Below are 16,542 nucleotides of genomic sequence, written 5' to 3' on the forward strand. Positions count from 1 at the left end.
GGAAAGGAAGCTGGGATAAATGGAAATGAGATTGGGACATCGACAAGAATGGCGTCGAATGAATTTCCTTCGGGCTTGACGGGAAATCAAAGTTACTTAATCTAACGGGCTCGGAACTCTTGGAGGAGCGGGACCGAGCTTTCGCGGTCTCTGTCGCACCATCTTCATCGCCCTAAGCCATGATTCCGGATCGTTCGCCGTCGATTTTCAACAGGATAAGCCATGTCTCTGACTATCACCCAACGCCTCAATGGCCTCAAAGTCCGCATTGCCGAGCTGGCGCATTGGCGGGATCGACAAAGTGCGGCGATCGAGGGTTGGACATTTGAGGGCGAGTCGATCGGCCATCAGCAGGATTGGCCGCATCGTCGGGGCGTCGTACATTTTGCCGCGAGCGCTGAAGCCCCGGCGGGCTGGCCTCTCCAAGATATCCGCCTGCAGCTCGATCTCGGCGGCGAGAGCCTGATCACGCTGAGCTATCCCGATGGCCAGAGCGAGACATTCGGCCTCGATCCCTACCATCAGGAATTTCCGGTCAAGGGGCGCCGCTTCCAGATTGCGACGGAAAGCGTCGCCCGCTTTCCGTTCGGGGAGCCGAACCGGGCGCCGAGGCTGAACAAGGCCCGGTTCATCTGGCTCGACGGTCCGGCGCATCGTCTGCATCTTCTGTTGAAGCAGGTTACCGAAGCGATCGACGTGTTGGGCGAGCATGACGTCGTGCCGCATCTGATGGAGGCGGCCGAGCATGCGCTTCGCAACCTCGACTGGCCCTCGGATACGGCGGCTTATGTCTCCCGCACGTCGGACGCCGTGATGCAGCAGAAGATCTGGGAACTGCCGGAGCTTGAGGCAAATCCCGCAGGACTGACCGACGAGCAGAGCGCTTCGGCGGCCTCTGCCTTCGAGGCTTTGACGGCAAGATTGAAGGCGCTGCAGAAGCGGTTTCCCCCGAATGGCGAATTGCTGCTGACCGGCCATGCGCATATCGATCTCGCCTGGCTTTGGCCCTATCGCGAGACGCGGCGCAAAATGCGGCGCACCTTCAATACGGCGCTGTCGCTGATGGAGCGTTCCGACGATTTCCGTTTCAACCAATCGACCGCCCATTATTACGCGCAGATGGAAGAGGAAGACCCGGAGCTTCTGGAACGCATCAAGCAGAAGGTCGCGGAAGGAAAGTGGGAAACCGTCGGCGGCATGTGGGTGGAGCCCGACACCAACATGCCGACCGGCGAAAGCCTCGTCCGCCAGGTTCTCTACGGCCAGCGCTATTTCGAAAAGACCTTCGGCACGCGCCACACGGTCTGCTGGCTGCCGGATTGTTTCGGTTTCTCCGGCGCTCTGCCGCAGATACTGAGGCAAGGCGGCATCGACAGCTTCTTCACTATCAAGGTCAATTGGAGCGAGACCAATCATATTCCCTCCGATCTCTTCTGGTGGAAGGGCCTCGACGGCAGCCGGGTGCTGACCCACACCTTCGACAATCCGATGCAAGGTTATAACGGCTTCGTGCAGGCCGATTGCTACGTACCGACATGGAAGAATTTCCGCGGCAAGACGCAGCATGAGACCTCGCTTCTGGCTGTAGGTTACGGCGACGGCGGCGGCGGCGTGACGCCTGAAATGGTCGAGCGCGAAGTGCAGTTGCGTGATTTCCCGGCCATCCCGCAGGCGCGCTGGGGCACGGTCAAAAGCTTCTATGAGCAGGCGCACCGCACCGCGGGGGAAAAGAGCCTTCCTGTGTGGGACGGCGAAATATATCTCGAATTGCACCGCGCCACGCTGACGAGCCAAAGCGGCGTCAAGCGCAAGCATCGCCAGGCGGAGCGGGCGCTGATCACCGCTGAAACTCTGGCGTCGCTGGCGCATTTGCTGGGCGCCGACAGGCCCAAAAGCTTCGAAGCGGATTGGCGCGTGGTGCTGAAGAACGAGTTCCACGACATTCTGCCGGGCTCGAGCATCCATGAAGTCTATCAGGATGCGGAGCAGGAGCTCGATGGCGTCATCGACAATGCGAGGAACGAGCAGGCAAATGCATTGCAAGTGCTGTCGGCCAATCTGCCGAAGGGCGGGATCGCCGATGCGCTCGTTGTCGTCAATCCGTCGCTTGCGCCGCGGGCGCTCAGCGCCACGTTTGCCGACGGCACTGTCGTCTCTGCCACCGATATCGTCGCCCCCTTATCCGTCGCGGTATTCGACAAGCGCGCACTCCAGCCGGCGGGTGAGCTGAAGGCCGGTCCCGACCGCCTCGAAAACGACCATCTCGCCGTCATCATCGGCAAGGATGGCGCGGTTGCGAGCCTCATCCACAAGGCGACGGGTCGTGAATCGGTCGATGGCTCGGCAAACCAGCTCTGGGTCTATCCGGCCGACAAGCCGCGCAATTGGGACGCCTGGGATATCGATGCGGATTATGCCGAAAAGGCCGTCCGCCTTGAGGCGCCGGAGAGCATCGCCCTCGTCGAAAGCGGCCCGCACCGCGCGGCGATCCGCGTCATCCACCGATACCGCAATTCAAGCGTCACCCAGACCTATGTGCTGACAGCCAACGCCAAACGGCTTGATATCGAAACGACGATCGACTGGCATGACCGCCGCACCCTGCTACGAACATTGAACCCGGTCGACGTCCGGGCTCGCAAGGCCACGTTCGAATGCGCCTTCGGCTTCGTCGAGCGGGCAACGCACACGAACACCTCCTGGGAGCAGGCAATGTTCGAGGCCGTCGCCCATCGTTTCGTCGATATCAGCGAACCCGGCTTCGGCGTCGCAGTGCTCAACAATGCCAAATACGGCCACAGCGCCCGTGGCAACGTGATCGGCATGAGCCTGGTGCGCGGGCCGATCTATCCTGATCCGCTGGCAGACGAAGGCGAACAGAGCTTTACCTATGCGCTGATGCCGCATGAAGGCGCTTGGCATGAAGGCGGCGTCCTCGACGAGGCGATCGATCTCAACCAGCCGCTCGTCGCGACCGAAGCCAAGGATCTCTCCGCCGGGTCTTTCGCGCCACTCAGCATCGCCGGCACCCCCGTCGCCTTCTCGGGCCTGAAACCGGCAGAAGAGGGCAACGACCTGATCCTGCGCCTCTACGAACCTGCCGGCCGGCGCGGCCAGCTCGCGGTTGCCTTGCCTTCCGGATGGTCGGCGTCGCAACCGCTCAACATTCTCGAAGAGCCGATGGAGCGGAGAGGACCCGCCGACATCATGCCGTTCGAAATCAGGACCTGGAGACTGCAAAGGGCCTGACGTTGCTTTCTTGGGAGAGCCCTCACCGCCGCTCCGATGCGGCGGTGAGGACGAGGCCGGGCGACAGCGCGGCACATTGGCGGCACGTATAGATATTCAGGGTGCGAGATATACGGGTTTGCTGGTCGGGCAGAGGTATCGCGAAGCCGTAAGCGGCATCGTGAACTGGTTGGCCCGGCTTGATGGAAGATAAATCCAATCAGTCTTCCAAACCGAGGCTTGCCAACAGCCGGCCGACATAGGCTTCCAGGCCGCCGACCATGTCGAAGCGGGTGGGATCGCGCAGCCAGAGCATCTGAAGGCCGTCCATCACGGCGATCAGTTCGGCGGCCATCGCCTCGCCATCGATCTTGGCGTCGATCGTGCCATCTGAGATGGCTCGTTCGAAGGTCGAGGCGACATCGTTCTGCATCTGGGTGGCGCGAGCGAGAAACCATGGCTTGGCGGGGTGATCCTTCATCAGGCTCTCAGCATTCAGGATGGCGAAGGCCCTGACCACCTCGACCATTTCGGCGTTGCGGCGGAAGACTGCAACCATGCCCTTGAGCAGGCCGCTGAGATCGGAGCGGTAGTGCCCGATGAAATCCGCGCTTTCGAGATCGCGCCTGGCGAGGATGGCGAGCAGGAGATCGACCTTGGTCGGGAAGTGGTGCAGAAGACCGGGCAGCGACAGGCCGACATCCCGGGCGATGTCGGCGATGGCGGCATTCTGGTAGCCGTCTTCGGCAAAGCGCCGCATCGCCGCCGTCAGGATTTCCGCGCGGCGGGCTTCGCCCTTGGTGGATCGACGCTGCCGCTTTTCGTCCTGTCCGGTCTTCTGTTCTGATAATTCCGCCATCGTCTCTTGCCTGCCTCTTGGAGCGGCGATCGGCGCGCGCCTCAACTGATTTCTCCGGTGCTCTTCATCCATACATCAGGCTTGCCCGATTGACATCTTAAAAATACCGAGTAATCGGTAGGTTTAAGGATTTTCTTGGGAGGTTTGCATGATCGATTCCATTCTCGACCAGATGACGCTCGAGGAGCAGGTCTCCCTGCTATCCGGCGCCGATTTCTGGACGACCGTTCCTGTCGAGCGTCTCGGCGTACCGAAGATCAAGGTGACAGACGGGCCGAATGGCGCCCGCGGCGCCGGCTCACTGGTCGCCGGCGTCAAGGCGACCTGTTTTCCCGTCGGCGTCGCCCTCGGCGCCACCTGGAATCCTGATCTCGTCCGGCAGATGGGTGTGGCGCTGGCGCGTCAGGCAAAGAGCAAGGGTGCGGCGGTACTGCTGGCGCCCACGGTGAATATCCATCGCTCCGGCCTCAACGGACGCAATTTCGAATGTTATTCCGAAGATCCGATGCTGACCGCCGAACTCGCCGTCGCCTATATCGACGGCGTCCAGGGCGAGGGGATCGCGGCGACGATCAAGCACTTCGCCGGCAATGAATCCGAGATCGAGCGGCAGACCATGTCCTCCGATATCGACGAGCGGACGTTGCGCGAAATCTATCTGCCGCCCTTCGAACAGGCCGTCCGCCGCGCCGGCGTGATGGCCGTCATGTCTTCCTATAACCGCCTCAACGGCACCTATACGAGCGAGCATCACTGGCTGCTGACCAAGGTGCTGCGTGAGGAATGGGGATTTGACGGGATCGTCATGTCCGACTGGTTCGGATCGCATTCGACTGAAGAGACGATCAACGCCGGTCTCGATCTTGAAATGCCGGGTCCGGCGCGCGATCGCGGCGAGAAGCTGGTTGCCGCCGTGCGCGAGGGCAAGGTTGAGGCCGCCACTGTGCGGGCGGCGGCGCGGCGCATGTTGTGTCTGCTCGAGCGGGTCGGCGCCTTCGAGAAGAAGCCCGATCTCACCGAGCAGGCGATCGATCTGCCTGAAGACCGGGCACTGATCCGGCGCCTCGGCGCGGAAGGCGCGGTCCTCCTCAAGAACGACGGCATCCTGCCGCTTGCCAAGACCTCGCTCGACCGGATTGCCGTTATTGGCCCCAATGCCGCAAGCGCGCGTGTCATGGGCGGCGGCAGTGCGCAGATGGCGGCGCATTATACGGTTAGCCCGCTCGAAGGCATTCGGGCCGCGCTTTCCAATGCCAACAGCATCAGCCATGCGGTCGGCTGCCGCCACAACCGTCTGATCGACGTGTTCAAGGGAAAGATCACCGTCGAATATTTCAAGGGGCGTGGCTGTCAGGGCAATCCGCTGCATGTCGAGACCGTCGACAAGGGCGAGTTCTTCTGGTTCGAGCTGCCGTCGGGCGAACTCGACCCCGCAGATTTCTCGGCCCGGATGAAGATGCAATTCGTGCCCGAGGAGAGCGGTGATCATGTCTTCGGCATGACCAATGCCGGCCTGGCGCGGCTCTTCGTCGATGCTGTGCTGACGGTCGACGGCCATGATGGCTGGACGCGCGGCGAGAACTATTTCGGCACAGCCAATGACGAGCAGCGCGGCACCCTGACGCTCGAAGCCGGCCGGGACTATGCGGTTACCGTCGAGTATGAGCCGTCTACCGCGAGCGGGGAGGGCATCAACCTCATCGCCGTCCGTTTCGGTCTGGAAAAGCCGCTCGGCGAGGCCGATATCGGGGCAGCCGTCGAGACGGCCCGCAATGCCGATGTTGCGCTTCTCTTCGTCGGCCGCGATGGCGAATGGGATACCGAGGGTCTGGACCTGCCCGACATGCGGCTTCCCGGCCGGCAGGAGGAACTGATCGAGCGGGTTGCGGCTGTCAACGCAAACACCGTGGTCGTGTTGCAGACCGGCGGCCCGGTGGAAATGCCCTGGCTCGGCAAGGTTCGCGCCGTGCTGCAGATCTGGTATCCGGGGCAGGAACTGGGCAATGCCGTCGCCGATATCCTGTTCGGCGATGCCGAGCCCGGCGGGCGCCTGCCGCAGACCTTCCCGAAGGCGCTGGCCGACAATTCCGCCATCACTGGCGATCCCATCGTCTATCCCGGCAAGGATGGGCATGTACGCTATGCCGAAGGCGTCTTCGTCGGCTACCGTCATCACGACATACGCGCCGTCGAGCCGCTCTTCCCCTTCGGCTTCGGCCTTGGCTATACGCGCTTTGACTGGGGTGCGCCGCGGCTTTCGGCCAGCGAAATGGGCGCCGAAGGCGTGACTGTCAGTGTCGATCTGACCAATATCGGCGACCGGGCGGGATCGGAACTGGTGCAGCTTTATGTGCGTTCACCGAAGACCAAAGTGGAGCGGCCGGACAAGGAACTGCGCGCCTTCGCAAAGCTATCGCTGCAGCCCGGTGAGACCGGCACGGTCACAATGAAGATCCTGCCGCGCGATCTCGCTTATTTCGACGTCGGGGCCGGTGCCTTTCGGGCCGAACCGGGCGACTATCAGCTGGTCGTGGCGGCGAATGCCGCGGATATCAGGTTCGTCATCGATCTGCCGTTACCATTCGATTATGTGCTGCCACCTTCACATTAACGGTAGGCTGGCGAGGCCCTTGTTGTACTTCAACCGGGCCTTGCCGATACCTTGAACCGTAAGTCTTCTCAGAGACGATTGGTTGGTTCGATCTGCGATCAGACCGCGTCGGGCTGGGTGCGGAGATTGGTGACGACGCGCCTGTTTTGCACCTTGCAGGAGCGATCCGTACAGTCGCGAACTTCGCGATCGTTGCCGTAGCCCCTGGCCCACATGCGCTTGGCGTCCACCCCCTTCGAGGTGAGATAGGCCATTGCCGCATCGGCGCGCTTCTGCGACAGCGTCTCCATCTTCGAAGCGGAACCGGAATCGTCGGCAAATCCCTGCAGCTTGAGCAGCCAGGTCGGGTTCCTATTGAGCCAATTGGCCTGATTATCCAGGGTTGCCATGGCGACGGAATCGAGCGCGGCGGAGTCCTGCTTGAAGTAGATCCGCCGGCCGACATTGAGGATAAAATCCTCTTCGCTGCCCGCCGCCACTTTTTCGAAACCGGGCGCGGGATCGTTGGTCTGGCCGGTCATCGGCGCTGCGGTGGGTTCTTCCAGGGAGGCGATTTCTGTGGTGGAGCAGGCCACAAGCCCCAGGAGCATGGCCGCAGCAAGAAGGCGTCTCGTGTATCCGGTCGTGATAGACATCAGGGTGATATTCCTTATTCGACCGGAGTTGTTTGGCTGACCTGAGTGGTGCTTTCAGCCTGGTCGGCGATATGCGGGAGAACCTGTACGGCCGTGCCGATGGGGCAGCGCTGGTAAAGATCGATGGCGTCCTCGTTGAACATGCGGATACAGCCGCTGGAGGCATCCTTGCCGATGCTCCAGGGCTCAAGCGTGCCATGGAAGCGATAGCCGGTGTCGACGCCGTCGCGATGCAGGTACATGGCGCGCGGGCCAAGCGGGTTCTTCGGGGAGCCTCCCGCCACGAATTCCGGCAGTTCTGGATGGCGCTTGCGCATCTCCGGCGGCGGCGTCCAGCGCGGCCAAAGCGATTTGGCATCGATCGTGGCGCGGCCGAACCATTTGAAGCCCTCGCGACCGACGCCGACGCCGTAGCGGATGGCGGTCTTGTTCTCCATAATCACGTAAAGAAAATGGTGCCTTGTATCGACGACGACGGTGCCGATCGGCTCGCTGCTGAAGTATTTGACGACCTGGCGGTGCCACTGTTTGTCGATCTTGGCGAAGTTGGTCCCTCGGAACGTCACGCCATTATCGACGATCGTGCCACCAAAATAGGAAGACGCCGCGGCGAGCGCCGGTTTCCCGACTGCACCGGCGCCAAGTAACGCCAAACCACCAAGCAAAATATCTCTGCGGGTCCCCACCATCGACAATATCCCCCTTAAAGCCACAGCAGTGAAAATCAGTAAAACAGATTTTTCATTTGCGACAACAGAAAATTCTTCCCTTCCCTCAGGGCCGGGGTCGAGTTGCCGGCCTTCTGGATAAATTTTGCTCAAATCGTTACTCATCCAAGATGACGCCACGCCTACAAACCCGCGAACCACTTGCACAAACAGATCGCTGTCAGCGGTCCTGTCGTTTGAGATCATTCATCATTGAGATGGCAAGCCGACAGATGCCCCGGTGCAATTTCCTTTTTCACCGGCACTTCCATATGACAGCGGTCCATCGCGAATGGGCATCTCGGATGGAAGTGACAGCCTTTCGGCGGGTTTATCGGGCTGGGGAGTTCGCCATCGACGGGCTTGAACTGTCGTTTGCCGGGTTCGATGCGCGGCACCTCGGCCAAGAGCGCTTTCGTGTAAGGATGATTGGGCCGCCTGAAAACTTCCTCGACGGGCGCCTCTTCGACGATGCGGCCGAGATACATGATCGCAACGCGGTCGGAAATATGTTCCACGACGCCGAGATCATGGCTGACGAACAAATAGGTCAGGTCGAGCTTGTCACGAAGTTCCATGAACAGGTTGATGACCTGGGCCTGGATGGAAACGTCGAGCGCCGCGACGCTTTCGTCACAGACGAGGAATTTCGGCTGCACGGCAAGCGCGCGCGCAATGTTGACGCGTTGCCGCTGGCCACCGGAAAACTGGTGCGGGTATCGCTTTTTCATGGCCGGGTTGAAACCGGCCAGCATCAAATATCTGTCGACATAGGCGTCGCGTTCCGTCGAGCGGGCAAGCCCATGTGTTCGAGGCGCCTCCCAGATAAGCTCCTCGACGGTCATTCGCGGATTGAGAGCCGCCATCGGGTTCTGGAAGATCATCTGGCTGGCGAGACCGAACTGATGCTGCTCGCCTTTCGACATGGCGCTTCGGTCCATCCCCTTCCAGAGAATGTGGCCCTGGCTCGGCGAGGTGATCCCTGCAATGGCGCGGCCAAGCGTCGACTTTCCGCAGCCGCTTTCGCCGACAAGGCCGACAACCTCTCCAGGCCGGATGCTGAGGCTGACATCATCAAGTGCGTGAACGACAGGCGCCGGTTTGGCCAGCTTGAGCTTGAGCGCGATCTTGGCGGCCAGGTCGGGCTTGGCTCCGAAGCGCTGCGACACGTTCCTCGCTTCGATCAGGGGCATGGCGGTCATCATGCTATCTCTTTCGTTACGGGGTGAATGCAGCGGAAGGAGCGATCACCTTCCGGCATGAGCGCCGGCATGACCAGACAGCCGTCGGTTGCCCGATCACAGCGCGTACGAAAACTGCATCCCTGTGGGAGGCGGTTGATCGCCGGCGTCATGCCGCGGATCTGGCGAAGCGGCTCTCCGCGTCTGTTTTGCGAAGGAACGGAAGCGATCAGGCCGGCAGTGTAGGGATGGTGGGGATCGGTCAGAACCTTGCCCACCGGTCCGGTCTCGACGAGGCGGCCGGCATACATGACAGCGATCTCATCGGCCAATCTTGAGACGATCGCCAGATCGTGGGTGATCCAGATCACCGCCGTATTTCCCCCTTCGGTGAGTTTCTGGAATTCGGAAATGATCTGGCTCTGGATCGTCACATCCAGCGCTGTTGTCGGTTCATCGGCAATGATAAGGTCCGGCTTGTGAAGAAGCGCGATGGCAATCGCCACGCGCTGGCGCATTCCGCCGGAAAACTGATGTGGGTAGGCGGCAAGCCTTTCTTCAGGGCTTGGTATTCCGACCAGCGCCAAAGCATCCCGCGCCCACTGCCTGGCGGCATCCTTTGAGACACGCTCATGTGCCTGGACGGCTTCCACCATCTGCGTCCCGACCGTCAGGACCGGATTGAGCGTCATCATCGGATCCTGGAATACCATGGCGATCCGCTTGCCGCGTAGCTGCCGCATCTCCTCGTCCGAATATTTCGCAATGTCGGCGCCGTCGAAGATGACCCTGCCGCCGGCAACCCGGCCGGGTTTATCGAGAAGCCGCATGATCGAGAAGCCGGTCACCGATTTTCCGGATCCGGATTCTCCCACAAGACCAAGGACCTTGCCGCGCTCCACCGTAAACGACACATCATTGACGGCGCAAAGGCTGGGGCGTCCCCTGCCGTCGCCGAATTCGGTGACGAGATTGCTCACTTGCAGCAACGGGGTCATGACATGTTCCTCGGGTTGAGGACATCGCGTAGCCGGTCGCCGACGAGATTGATCGCCGCAATCGTGACCAGAAGGGCAATGCCTGGGAAGAAACTGATCCAGTAGAGGCCTGTCAGAAGATACTGGTAGCCGGTCGAGATCAGCATGCCGAGCGAGGGTTCGGTCACGGATGCACCGAGACCGAGGAAGGACAAGGTTGCTTCGAGGCTGATCGCCCTGGCGATCTGCATGGTGGCTATGACGATGACCGGCGCAAGACAGTTCGGCAGCAGGTGCCTGAAGAGGATGCGCCATCCGGGCAGGCGCAGCATCCGGGCCGCCTCGATATATTCCTTTTCGCGCTCGACCAGAGCGGTGCCGCGGACCGTGCGGGCATAAGTCGCCCACTCGGCGATAATCAGTGCGATCACGACGTTGGACACACCCTTGCCGAGGATGGCGAGCATCATGAGCGCCATCAAGATGGTGGGAAAAGACAGCTGCAGGTCGACGAGCCGCATCATTGCGGTTTCCGTGCGCCCTCCCATGTAAGCGGCGAACAGCCCGGCAGAGGTTCCGATAATGGCAGCAGCGAAAGCCGACAGAACGCCCACCAGTAACGAGGTGCGCAGGCCATAGAGGATGCCGGACAGGATATCGCGGCCCTGGCTGTCGGTACCGAGGTGATAGACGAGCCCGGTCATGGATTCGGACCCCGGCGGCAGTCGCCCGTCCATGATGTCGAGCTGCATCAAATCATAGGGATTTTGCGGGGAAATCCATGGCGCGAGCAACGCCAGGCAACAGATGATCACCAGCGTGAGGAATGCGATCGCGGCTGCCGGAGAGCTGAAGAAATCCGCGATCCCTTTCGACAGACGACCGGGTTCGGGCGTTGGAGCGCTTGTGTCTTGCGTGTTTGGTTCGGCCATGGGGTCAAGCCTTTCCTTCCAGCCGGACCCGAGGATCCAGAAGGGTATAACAGATATCGATGATGAAATTGAGGACAACGAAGAGCAGCACCATCATCATCAGGTAGGCGACGATGACGGGGCGATCGAGAAGGTTGATGGAGTCGATGATGAGCTTGCCCATGCCCGGCCACGCAAAGATGCTTTCGGTGACGACCGAAAAGGCGATCAGTGAGCCGAACTCGAGACCGATGATGGTCACCACCGGTATCATCAGGTTCTTGAGAACGTGCACCGAAATGATCCGCCGCTCTCGCAATCCCTTGGCGCGGGCAAACTTCACATAGTCCTGGGGAAGAACCTCCTGTACACCGGCGCGGGTCAGCCGAAGAATGAGCGACGTCTTGAACAGAGCCAGGTTGAAGGCCGGCAATAAGAGATGCCGGATGCCGTCTCCGGTCAGAAACGACCATTGTGCACCAAGCAGTTCCCGCGTTGGGCCGCGGCCATTCGTCGGCAACCAGCCGAGCTCGACGGAAAACACCATGATCAGCATGAGGCCGACCCAGAAGGTCGGAAGTGAGAAGCCCAGAATCGAGCCGCTCATGATCAGCTTGGAGGAAATCCGATTGGGGTAGAGCCCTGCATACAGCCCAAGCGGCAAGCCGAAAAGCAGCGCGATGCCGAGAGCCGTGATCGCCAGTTCGAGCGTCGCCGGGAGACGTTCGAGGATCAGACCCAGCGCCGGCCGCCCATAAACGAAGCTGTTGCCGAAGTCCCCATGCAGAAGTCCTTGGAGAAACAGCAGATACTGTTTCCACAGCGGCTGATCCAGACCGTAATGGGCGATAACCAGTGCCCGCTCCGCCTGATTGGCGTCCGGGTTGATGAGGATGTCGACCGGGTTGCCGATCACATTGACGCCGATGAAGACAATGATCGTCATCGCGACAATGACGAACAGCGCCTGTATCAACCGCCTGATAATGGATGTGACCATTGAACTCTCCCTCCAGCGCGCGTCTTCCGAGAGCCGCGAAGGACGCTGTAACACTTTGATCGACGTCGTTGTTTTCACGCATGTCGTTGTCGCAAAACCGCTGCGCACTTTTGCGCGACACGCTTTAGCCGACGGAGATCGCCATCCCGTCGCGCTGCGGATCGGCCGCGCCTTTCGAGATGCCGCCGTCAATCTTGATCGCGTGGACTGCGGCGAACGCGTATGTCTGCGGCGACCGCGCCACCTGGTAGCCCTGCGCCCGCAGCCCGTCTTCGACAGAGTGTCGAATCCGATTGCAGATGTCGATCGTGTTTGACACCCCTACAATCCTTGGCGCCGAGACGGCTTCGAGCACGGACATGTCGAAATCAATCATGTTCATCAGGGATTGCGCAACGGCCGGCGCGATATAGCTGCCGCCTGGCGCTCCCATGACGATGCTGGGCTCGTCGCCCTTGAAGACGATCGTCGGTGCAGCCGAGCTGGGACGCCGCTTGCCGGGTGCGATCGACCCGGGCTTGCCGGGAAGCGGATTAAAGCGGCTCATCGTGCCATTATACATGAAGCCGAGGCCGTCGGTGATCGCGCCCGAGGGGCTGCCGAGGGTGTGGGTCATCGCGACTGCATTGCCGTCCTTATCGATCACCGAGATGTGGGTAGTGTCGCGCTGTGAGCCATCAGGACGCGAAACACTGGCGATCTCGCCCGCCTTGATCGCGCCGGCATGCGCCTTTGCATGCTCTTTCGACAGCAGCTTTTCATAGGGCACGTCGACATAGGCGGGATCGCCCATATGCGCGTCCTTGTCGATCGTCATCCGCTTCATCGCTTCGAACAGGATGCGGACATGTTCGGCGCTGCCATGCTGCAGCGAGCCGACATCGAACTGCTCCATGATATGCAGGAGTTCGAGCATCGAGAAGCCCGAGCCTGGCGGAGGTGAGGTAGCAATGCGGTTGTCGCGGTAGTCGCCCCAAACCGGCTCTACCTTCGATAATTCGTAACGCGCCAGATCCTCCCGATCGATCAAGCCGCCATGTGTCTTGAAATCGTCGGCGATCTGTTCGGCCAGTTCGCCGTGATAGAAAATGTCCGAGTCGCCGCTTCGCGCGATGCGTTCGAGGGTCTCGGCCATGTCCTTGTTGACGAGCAGGTCGCCGACATTCTTGAGCGTGCCGTCGTCGTGGAAATAGGTTTTCCGGCCCGTTGCAGAAAAGCGCAGCTTGGCGAGCGTGTTGGCAAAGCCGTCGTTCGACTGGTCCTTGGCCCAATACCAGTGCATGTGGTTTCGGATCATGAAACCGTTACGGGCAAGGTGGATGGCCGGCTTGATGAGATCGGCCCAATCGAAGGTGCCGTAGTCGCGCAGCGCGGTCTCATAGCCCTTGAGCGAGCCGGGGGTGCAGACGGCAAGGTAGCCGATATCGGAAATATTGCCTTCAAGCACGTAGCCGAAGCCGTCGCGGCTCTGGTGCTTGATCTTGTCGAGCCACATGTCCGGTGCAGCCTTCAACGGCGCGCGCGCATAAAATTCGAGGATCTCGTGCACGCCCTTTTTCGGCATGTAGACATGCATCGAGCCGAAGCCGCCGATGCCGGCCATCTGCGGGTCGACCACCCCTTGGACGAAAGCACAGGCGAGTGCTGCGTCGATGGCATTGCCGCCGCGTTCGAGAACTTCCGCCCCGGCTTCGACTGCCTCCGGCTGAGGCGCTACGATCGTTGCATTTCTCATTTCGCGAGCCGCTCCTCCAGCACCTTTGCCAGGAAGGCCTTGACGTGACCGAGAACCTTCATCCGGTCGTGAGAGACGCCCGGAACACGATCGAATGTCACATCGACACCCGCTTTGCGGAATGAGTTCGCCAGGGCGGCAAGGCGCTCGGGCCGGGTGTTGCCGGCGTCGTTGGCGCCGTCCATATAATATTTGCCGCCCGGCTTGTGGGTGATTTCCCAGGTCTCCAGATCGGCATCGCCGACGATCATATGCACCGGCACCCTGGCGAGATCTTCGGGCCGGAAGGGCTTGCCGAAGCGCGCCTCCAGATCCCGAATGCCGACCCACCAGTCACGCGTCGGATCCAGAAGGGTGACGGAACCAGGTGCGCCGATGGATGCCGCCCAGAGTTTTTCCGGATGCAGGATGGTGAAACGGTGCACGAAATGCCCGCCGCCGGAGAAGCCGAACATGGCGAATTTGGACCAGTCCTGGCGGTATTTGTCGGCCATCTCCGCGACCATGGCGAGGACGACCTGGTCGTAACGGATGTCGCCTTCCTCAAGGAACTTGTAGCCGGAACGCGCACCATCGCCGAGAACGCCAACCGGGAAGATTGGGCAAAGGATGGCGCAGTCGTTGTAGAGCCCGAATTCGGCAAAACCGTCGCGGAAGTCGATGGCCGACGTGCGCCCGGTGCCGTGGACCGCGACCAGGAGGTCGAGCTCGCGGCCATCTGCCGCCGTCGGTGGCACATAAAGCACCATATGGAGGCGGGGATCGGCCTGAGAGGCGAAGATGGCCGTCTGGCCATAGTCATAGATGGCCTTCGCCCGGGCGACGGCTTCGCCCGTTCCAAGTTCCTGCATGAATGTCTCCTGGAAGATGAAGAAAGGGACGGCTCTGGTGCGGCCCCATGCTGCTGTTTTAAAACCGCGTCGCATCGAATGGATCGATGCGACGCACTTCAAATCTTAATTTGTCTCAAAACCGCTGCACGCTTTTGGACGACATGCATCAGTCCGCCGGCTTCACGTCGTAAGCGAGCGTATATTTGTCGCCGCGCGGAGTGTAGGACACGGTCTTCTTGGCACCCAGCACGACATTTTCGTAATGCATCGGTAGGAGCCAGAGGTTGTTGAAGGTCTCAATCGACAGCTCCTGGAGAAGGGGCGCGCGTGCAGCTTCATCGAGCGTCGAACTCGCCTTGGCCAGCACCTCGTCGATCTGCGGATCGGACACGCCGCCGCCATTATATCTGCCGGTCCCCTTTTTCTCGTCGCGCGTGGCGACCAGCGCAACAGTCGGATTGGTGGTTTCGCCGGTGTTGACACCCCAGGAGCCGAAATAGGTGCTGTAGGCGCCTTTCGAATAGGCTTCCGAATACATCGACCAGGGCAGGACCTCGACTTTCGATTTGATGCCGATGCGCGTGAACATCTGGCCGACCGCCTGCAGAACTTCGGCATCCTTGACGTAACGGCCAGAGGGACCATGCAGGGTCAGGCTGAAGCCATCCGGATAACCGGCCTCGGCCAGAAGCGCCTTGGCGGCGGCAGGATCATAGCCCACCTTCTCGACTTTTTCGGAATAGCCGGCATAGCCTTGGTCGACGAATTGGTCGGCCACCGTGCCGTTCTTCTGCATGACGCGGTCGACGATTGCCGGCCGGTTGATCGACATCAGCATTGCGCGACGCACCTGCTCATCCTTGAGCGGGTTCTTGTCGAGATCGGAGCCATCCGCAGCCTTCACGAAAGGTGAAACATCGCGGCTGACATCGAGGCCAAGATAAACGAAGCGGGAAGACAGGCCGTTGATGACTTGCAGATTATCGCTCGCTTCCACGCGTGCCATTCCATCGGCAGGAAGGGTTTCGACAATGTCGATCTCGTTGGAGAGAAGCGATGCCAGACGGGCGCCATCGTCGGGCAGGAAGCGGAGCGTGACGTTCGACCAGTGCGAGGGGCCAGCGAAATAGCTGTCATTGCGCTTCAAGGTCAGGTTGCTGCCTGGCGAATAGGAGACGAAGGAATATGCCCCGGTTCCGATTGCACACTTGCCGTTGTCGAAATCCTGGACTGGCGCCTCCTTGCAATCGGCGCTGATAATGCGAATTCGGCTGACGGAATTCAGCAGGATCGGATCCGGAACCTTCGTCTCGACGACGATGGTATAGGGATCCGTGGCCGTGACGTTCACAATATTGCGTGTGTAGGAAGCAAAGCTCTGGCTGGGCTTGTCGCGGGCACGCAGAAGCGAAGCGATGACGTCATCGGCGTTGAACTCGCTGCCGTCATGGAATTTCACGCCCTTTCGCAGCTTGAATTCCCAGTGGGTAGGGTCGACGACCTTCCATTCGGTGGCGAGTTCCGGCGCATTTGCCGACGTTCCGGTGAGGTTTATGAGGCTGTCCCAGATATGGCGCGAGGTCGCATTGTTGGGCGCCGAACTGTCTTCATGGGGGTCGAGCGTCGTCGGCGTCGTCGACATCCCGATCGTCAGCGGGGTTTCCTGTGCGACGACCATTGCAGGAATAGCAATCGTGCCGAACAGCCCGATAGCTGCTCGCGTCAATGTTTTTACGGCCATTTCTTCAATCCCGGTTTAGCGTTTTTAGGCCGACCTTGCTTGGTCGGTACGAGCAGGTTCCCGTCCACTCTCGACACAAATTGGTAAGGGCCCCTCAAGGGGGTTGTCAAACGGAAAACAAGCG

12 protein-coding genes and 1 pseudogene are annotated in these 16,542 nt (G+C 60.6%); 3 read left to right on the top strand and 10 right to left on the bottom strand.

From position 1 onward, the window contains the following. Positions 1-222 precede the first annotated feature (222 nt). Positions 223-3,249 (top strand): glycoside hydrolase family 38 C-terminal domain-containing protein, encoded by a 3,027-nt coding sequence (locus tag HJB89_RS26415; RefSeq protein ID WP_221150776.1) that lies wholly within the window; start codon positions 223-225, stop codon positions 3,247-3,249. A 51-nt stretch (positions 3,250-3,300) separates the two neighbouring features. Next, positions 3,301-3,442 (top strand): annotated as a pseudogene (locus HJB89_RS33860) (hydrolase); the annotation flags it as partial. Between the two features lie 6 nt (positions 3,443-3,448). On the opposite strand, the gene HJB89_RS26420 reads toward HJB89_RS33860, so the two are convergent. Then, positions 3,449-4,087 carry a TetR/AcrR family transcriptional regulator gene (locus tag HJB89_RS26420; RefSeq protein ID WP_221150777.1) on the bottom strand — a complete coding sequence of 213 codons (639 nt, stop codon included), beginning with the start codon at positions 4,085-4,087 and terminating at the stop codon, positions 3,449-3,451. Positions 4,088-4,235: 148 nt separating this feature from the next. Between HJB89_RS26420 and HJB89_RS26425 the strand changes: the two genes are divergently transcribed. Further along, positions 4,236-6,698, top strand: coding sequence for a beta-glucosidase (locus HJB89_RS26425; protein WP_221150778.1), 2,463 nt, complete (start codon positions 4,236-4,238; stop codon positions 6,696-6,698). 98 nt (positions 6,699-6,796) lie between these two features. Here the strand turns inward: HJB89_RS26425 and HJB89_RS26430 are convergent, their stop codons facing one another. The 9 genes from HJB89_RS26430 to HJB89_RS26470 form a co-directional block, all read right to left on the bottom strand. After that, positions 6,797-7,333, bottom strand: coding sequence for an OmpA family protein (locus HJB89_RS26430; RefSeq protein ID WP_207584511.1), 537 nt, complete (start codon positions 7,331-7,333; stop codon positions 6,797-6,799). 14 nt (positions 7,334-7,347) lie between these two features. After that, on the bottom strand, positions 7,348-8,022 hold the full coding sequence (locus tag HJB89_RS26435) for a L,D-transpeptidase (RefSeq protein ID WP_207585187.1): 675 nt from the start codon (positions 8,020-8,022) through the stop codon (positions 7,348-7,350). 221 nt (positions 8,023-8,243) lie between these two features. Then, positions 8,244-9,245, bottom strand: a complete 1,002-nt coding sequence (locus HJB89_RS26440; protein WP_207584512.1) for an ABC transporter ATP-binding protein — start codon at positions 9,243-9,245, stop codon at positions 8,244-8,246. After that, entirely contained in the window at positions 9,242-10,219 is a 978-nt protein-coding gene (locus HJB89_RS26445) for an ABC transporter ATP-binding protein (protein WP_207584513.1), read from the bottom strand. The genes HJB89_RS26440 and HJB89_RS26445 overlap by 4 nt, the downstream gene beginning before the upstream one ends. After that, entirely contained in the window at positions 10,216-11,130 is a 915-nt protein-coding gene (locus tag HJB89_RS26450; protein ID WP_221141795.1) for an ABC transporter permease, read from the bottom strand. The genes HJB89_RS26445 and HJB89_RS26450 overlap by 4 nt, the downstream gene beginning before the upstream one ends. A gap of 4 nt (positions 11,131-11,134) precedes the next feature. After that, on the bottom strand, positions 11,135-12,109 hold the full coding sequence (locus HJB89_RS26455; protein WP_065282810.1) for an ABC transporter permease: 975 nt from the start codon (positions 12,107-12,109) through the stop codon (positions 11,135-11,137). Between the two features lie 124 nt (positions 12,110-12,233). After that, positions 12,234-13,844: a gamma-glutamyltransferase gene (gene ggt, locus HJB89_RS26460; protein ID WP_221150779.1), complete on the bottom strand. Its 1,611-nt coding sequence runs from the start codon at positions 13,842-13,844 to the stop codon at positions 12,234-12,236. Then, a complete protein-coding gene (locus HJB89_RS26465) occupies positions 13,841-14,695 on the bottom strand; it encodes an alpha/beta hydrolase (RefSeq protein ID WP_221117186.1) in 855 nt (284 codons plus the stop codon). The genes ggt and HJB89_RS26465 overlap by 4 nt, the downstream gene beginning before the upstream one ends. A gap of 148 nt (positions 14,696-14,843) precedes the next feature. Next, positions 14,844-16,418 carry an ABC transporter substrate-binding protein gene (locus HJB89_RS26470; RefSeq protein WP_221150780.1) on the bottom strand — a complete coding sequence of 525 codons (1,575 nt, stop codon included), beginning with the start codon at positions 16,416-16,418 and terminating at the stop codon, positions 14,844-14,846. Between the last annotated feature and the right edge of the window lie 124 nt (positions 16,419-16,542).

Origin of the sequence: Rhizobium sp. NZLR8 (genome assembly GCF_019685025.1) — a bacterium.
Lineage (GTDB): Bacteria > Pseudomonadota > Alphaproteobacteria > Rhizobiales > Rhizobiaceae > Rhizobium.

Bases quoted from the DNA above. Each gene is read 5' to 3' on its own strand.
- HJB89_RS26425 (WP_221150778.1), top strand. From the start codon at position 4,236: ATGATCGATTCCATTCTCGACCAGATGACGCTCGAGGAGCAGGTCTCC.
- HJB89_RS26455 (WP_065282810.1), bottom strand. From the start codon at position 12,109: ATGGTCACATCCATTATCAGGCGGTTGATACAGGCGCTGTTCGTCATT.
- HJB89_RS26470 (WP_221150780.1), bottom strand. From the start codon at position 16,418: ATGGCCGTAAAAACATTGACGCGAGCAGCTATCGGGCTGTTCGGCACG.
- HJB89_RS26450 (WP_221141795.1), bottom strand. From the start codon at position 11,130: ATGGCCGAACCAAACACGCAAGACACAAGCGCTCCAACGCCCGAACCC.
- HJB89_RS26465 (WP_221117186.1), bottom strand. From the start codon at position 14,695: ATGCAGGAACTTGGAACGGGCGAAGCCGTCGCCCGGGCGAAGGCCATC.
- HJB89_RS26430 (WP_207584511.1), bottom strand. From the start codon at position 7,333: ATGTCTATCACGACCGGATACACGAGACGCCTTCTTGCTGCGGCCATG.
- HJB89_RS26445 (WP_207584513.1), bottom strand. From the start codon at position 10,219: ATGACCCCGTTGCTGCAAGTGAGCAATCTCGTCACCGAATTCGGCGAC.
- ggt (WP_221150779.1), bottom strand. From the start codon at position 13,844: ATGAGAAATGCAACGATCGTAGCGCCTCAGCCGGAGGCAGTCGAAGCC.
- HJB89_RS26435 (WP_207585187.1), bottom strand. From the start codon at position 8,022: ATGGTGGGGACCCGCAGAGATATTTTGCTTGGTGGTTTGGCGTTACTT.
- HJB89_RS26420 (WP_221150777.1), bottom strand. From the start codon at position 4,087: ATGGCGGAATTATCAGAACAGAAGACCGGACAGGACGAAAAGCGGCAG.
- HJB89_RS26415 (WP_221150776.1), top strand. From the start codon at position 223: ATGTCTCTGACTATCACCCAACGCCTCAATGGCCTCAAAGTCCGCATT.
- HJB89_RS26440 (WP_207584512.1), bottom strand. From the start codon at position 9,245: ATGATGACCGCCATGCCCCTGATCGAAGCGAGGAACGTGTCGCAGCGC.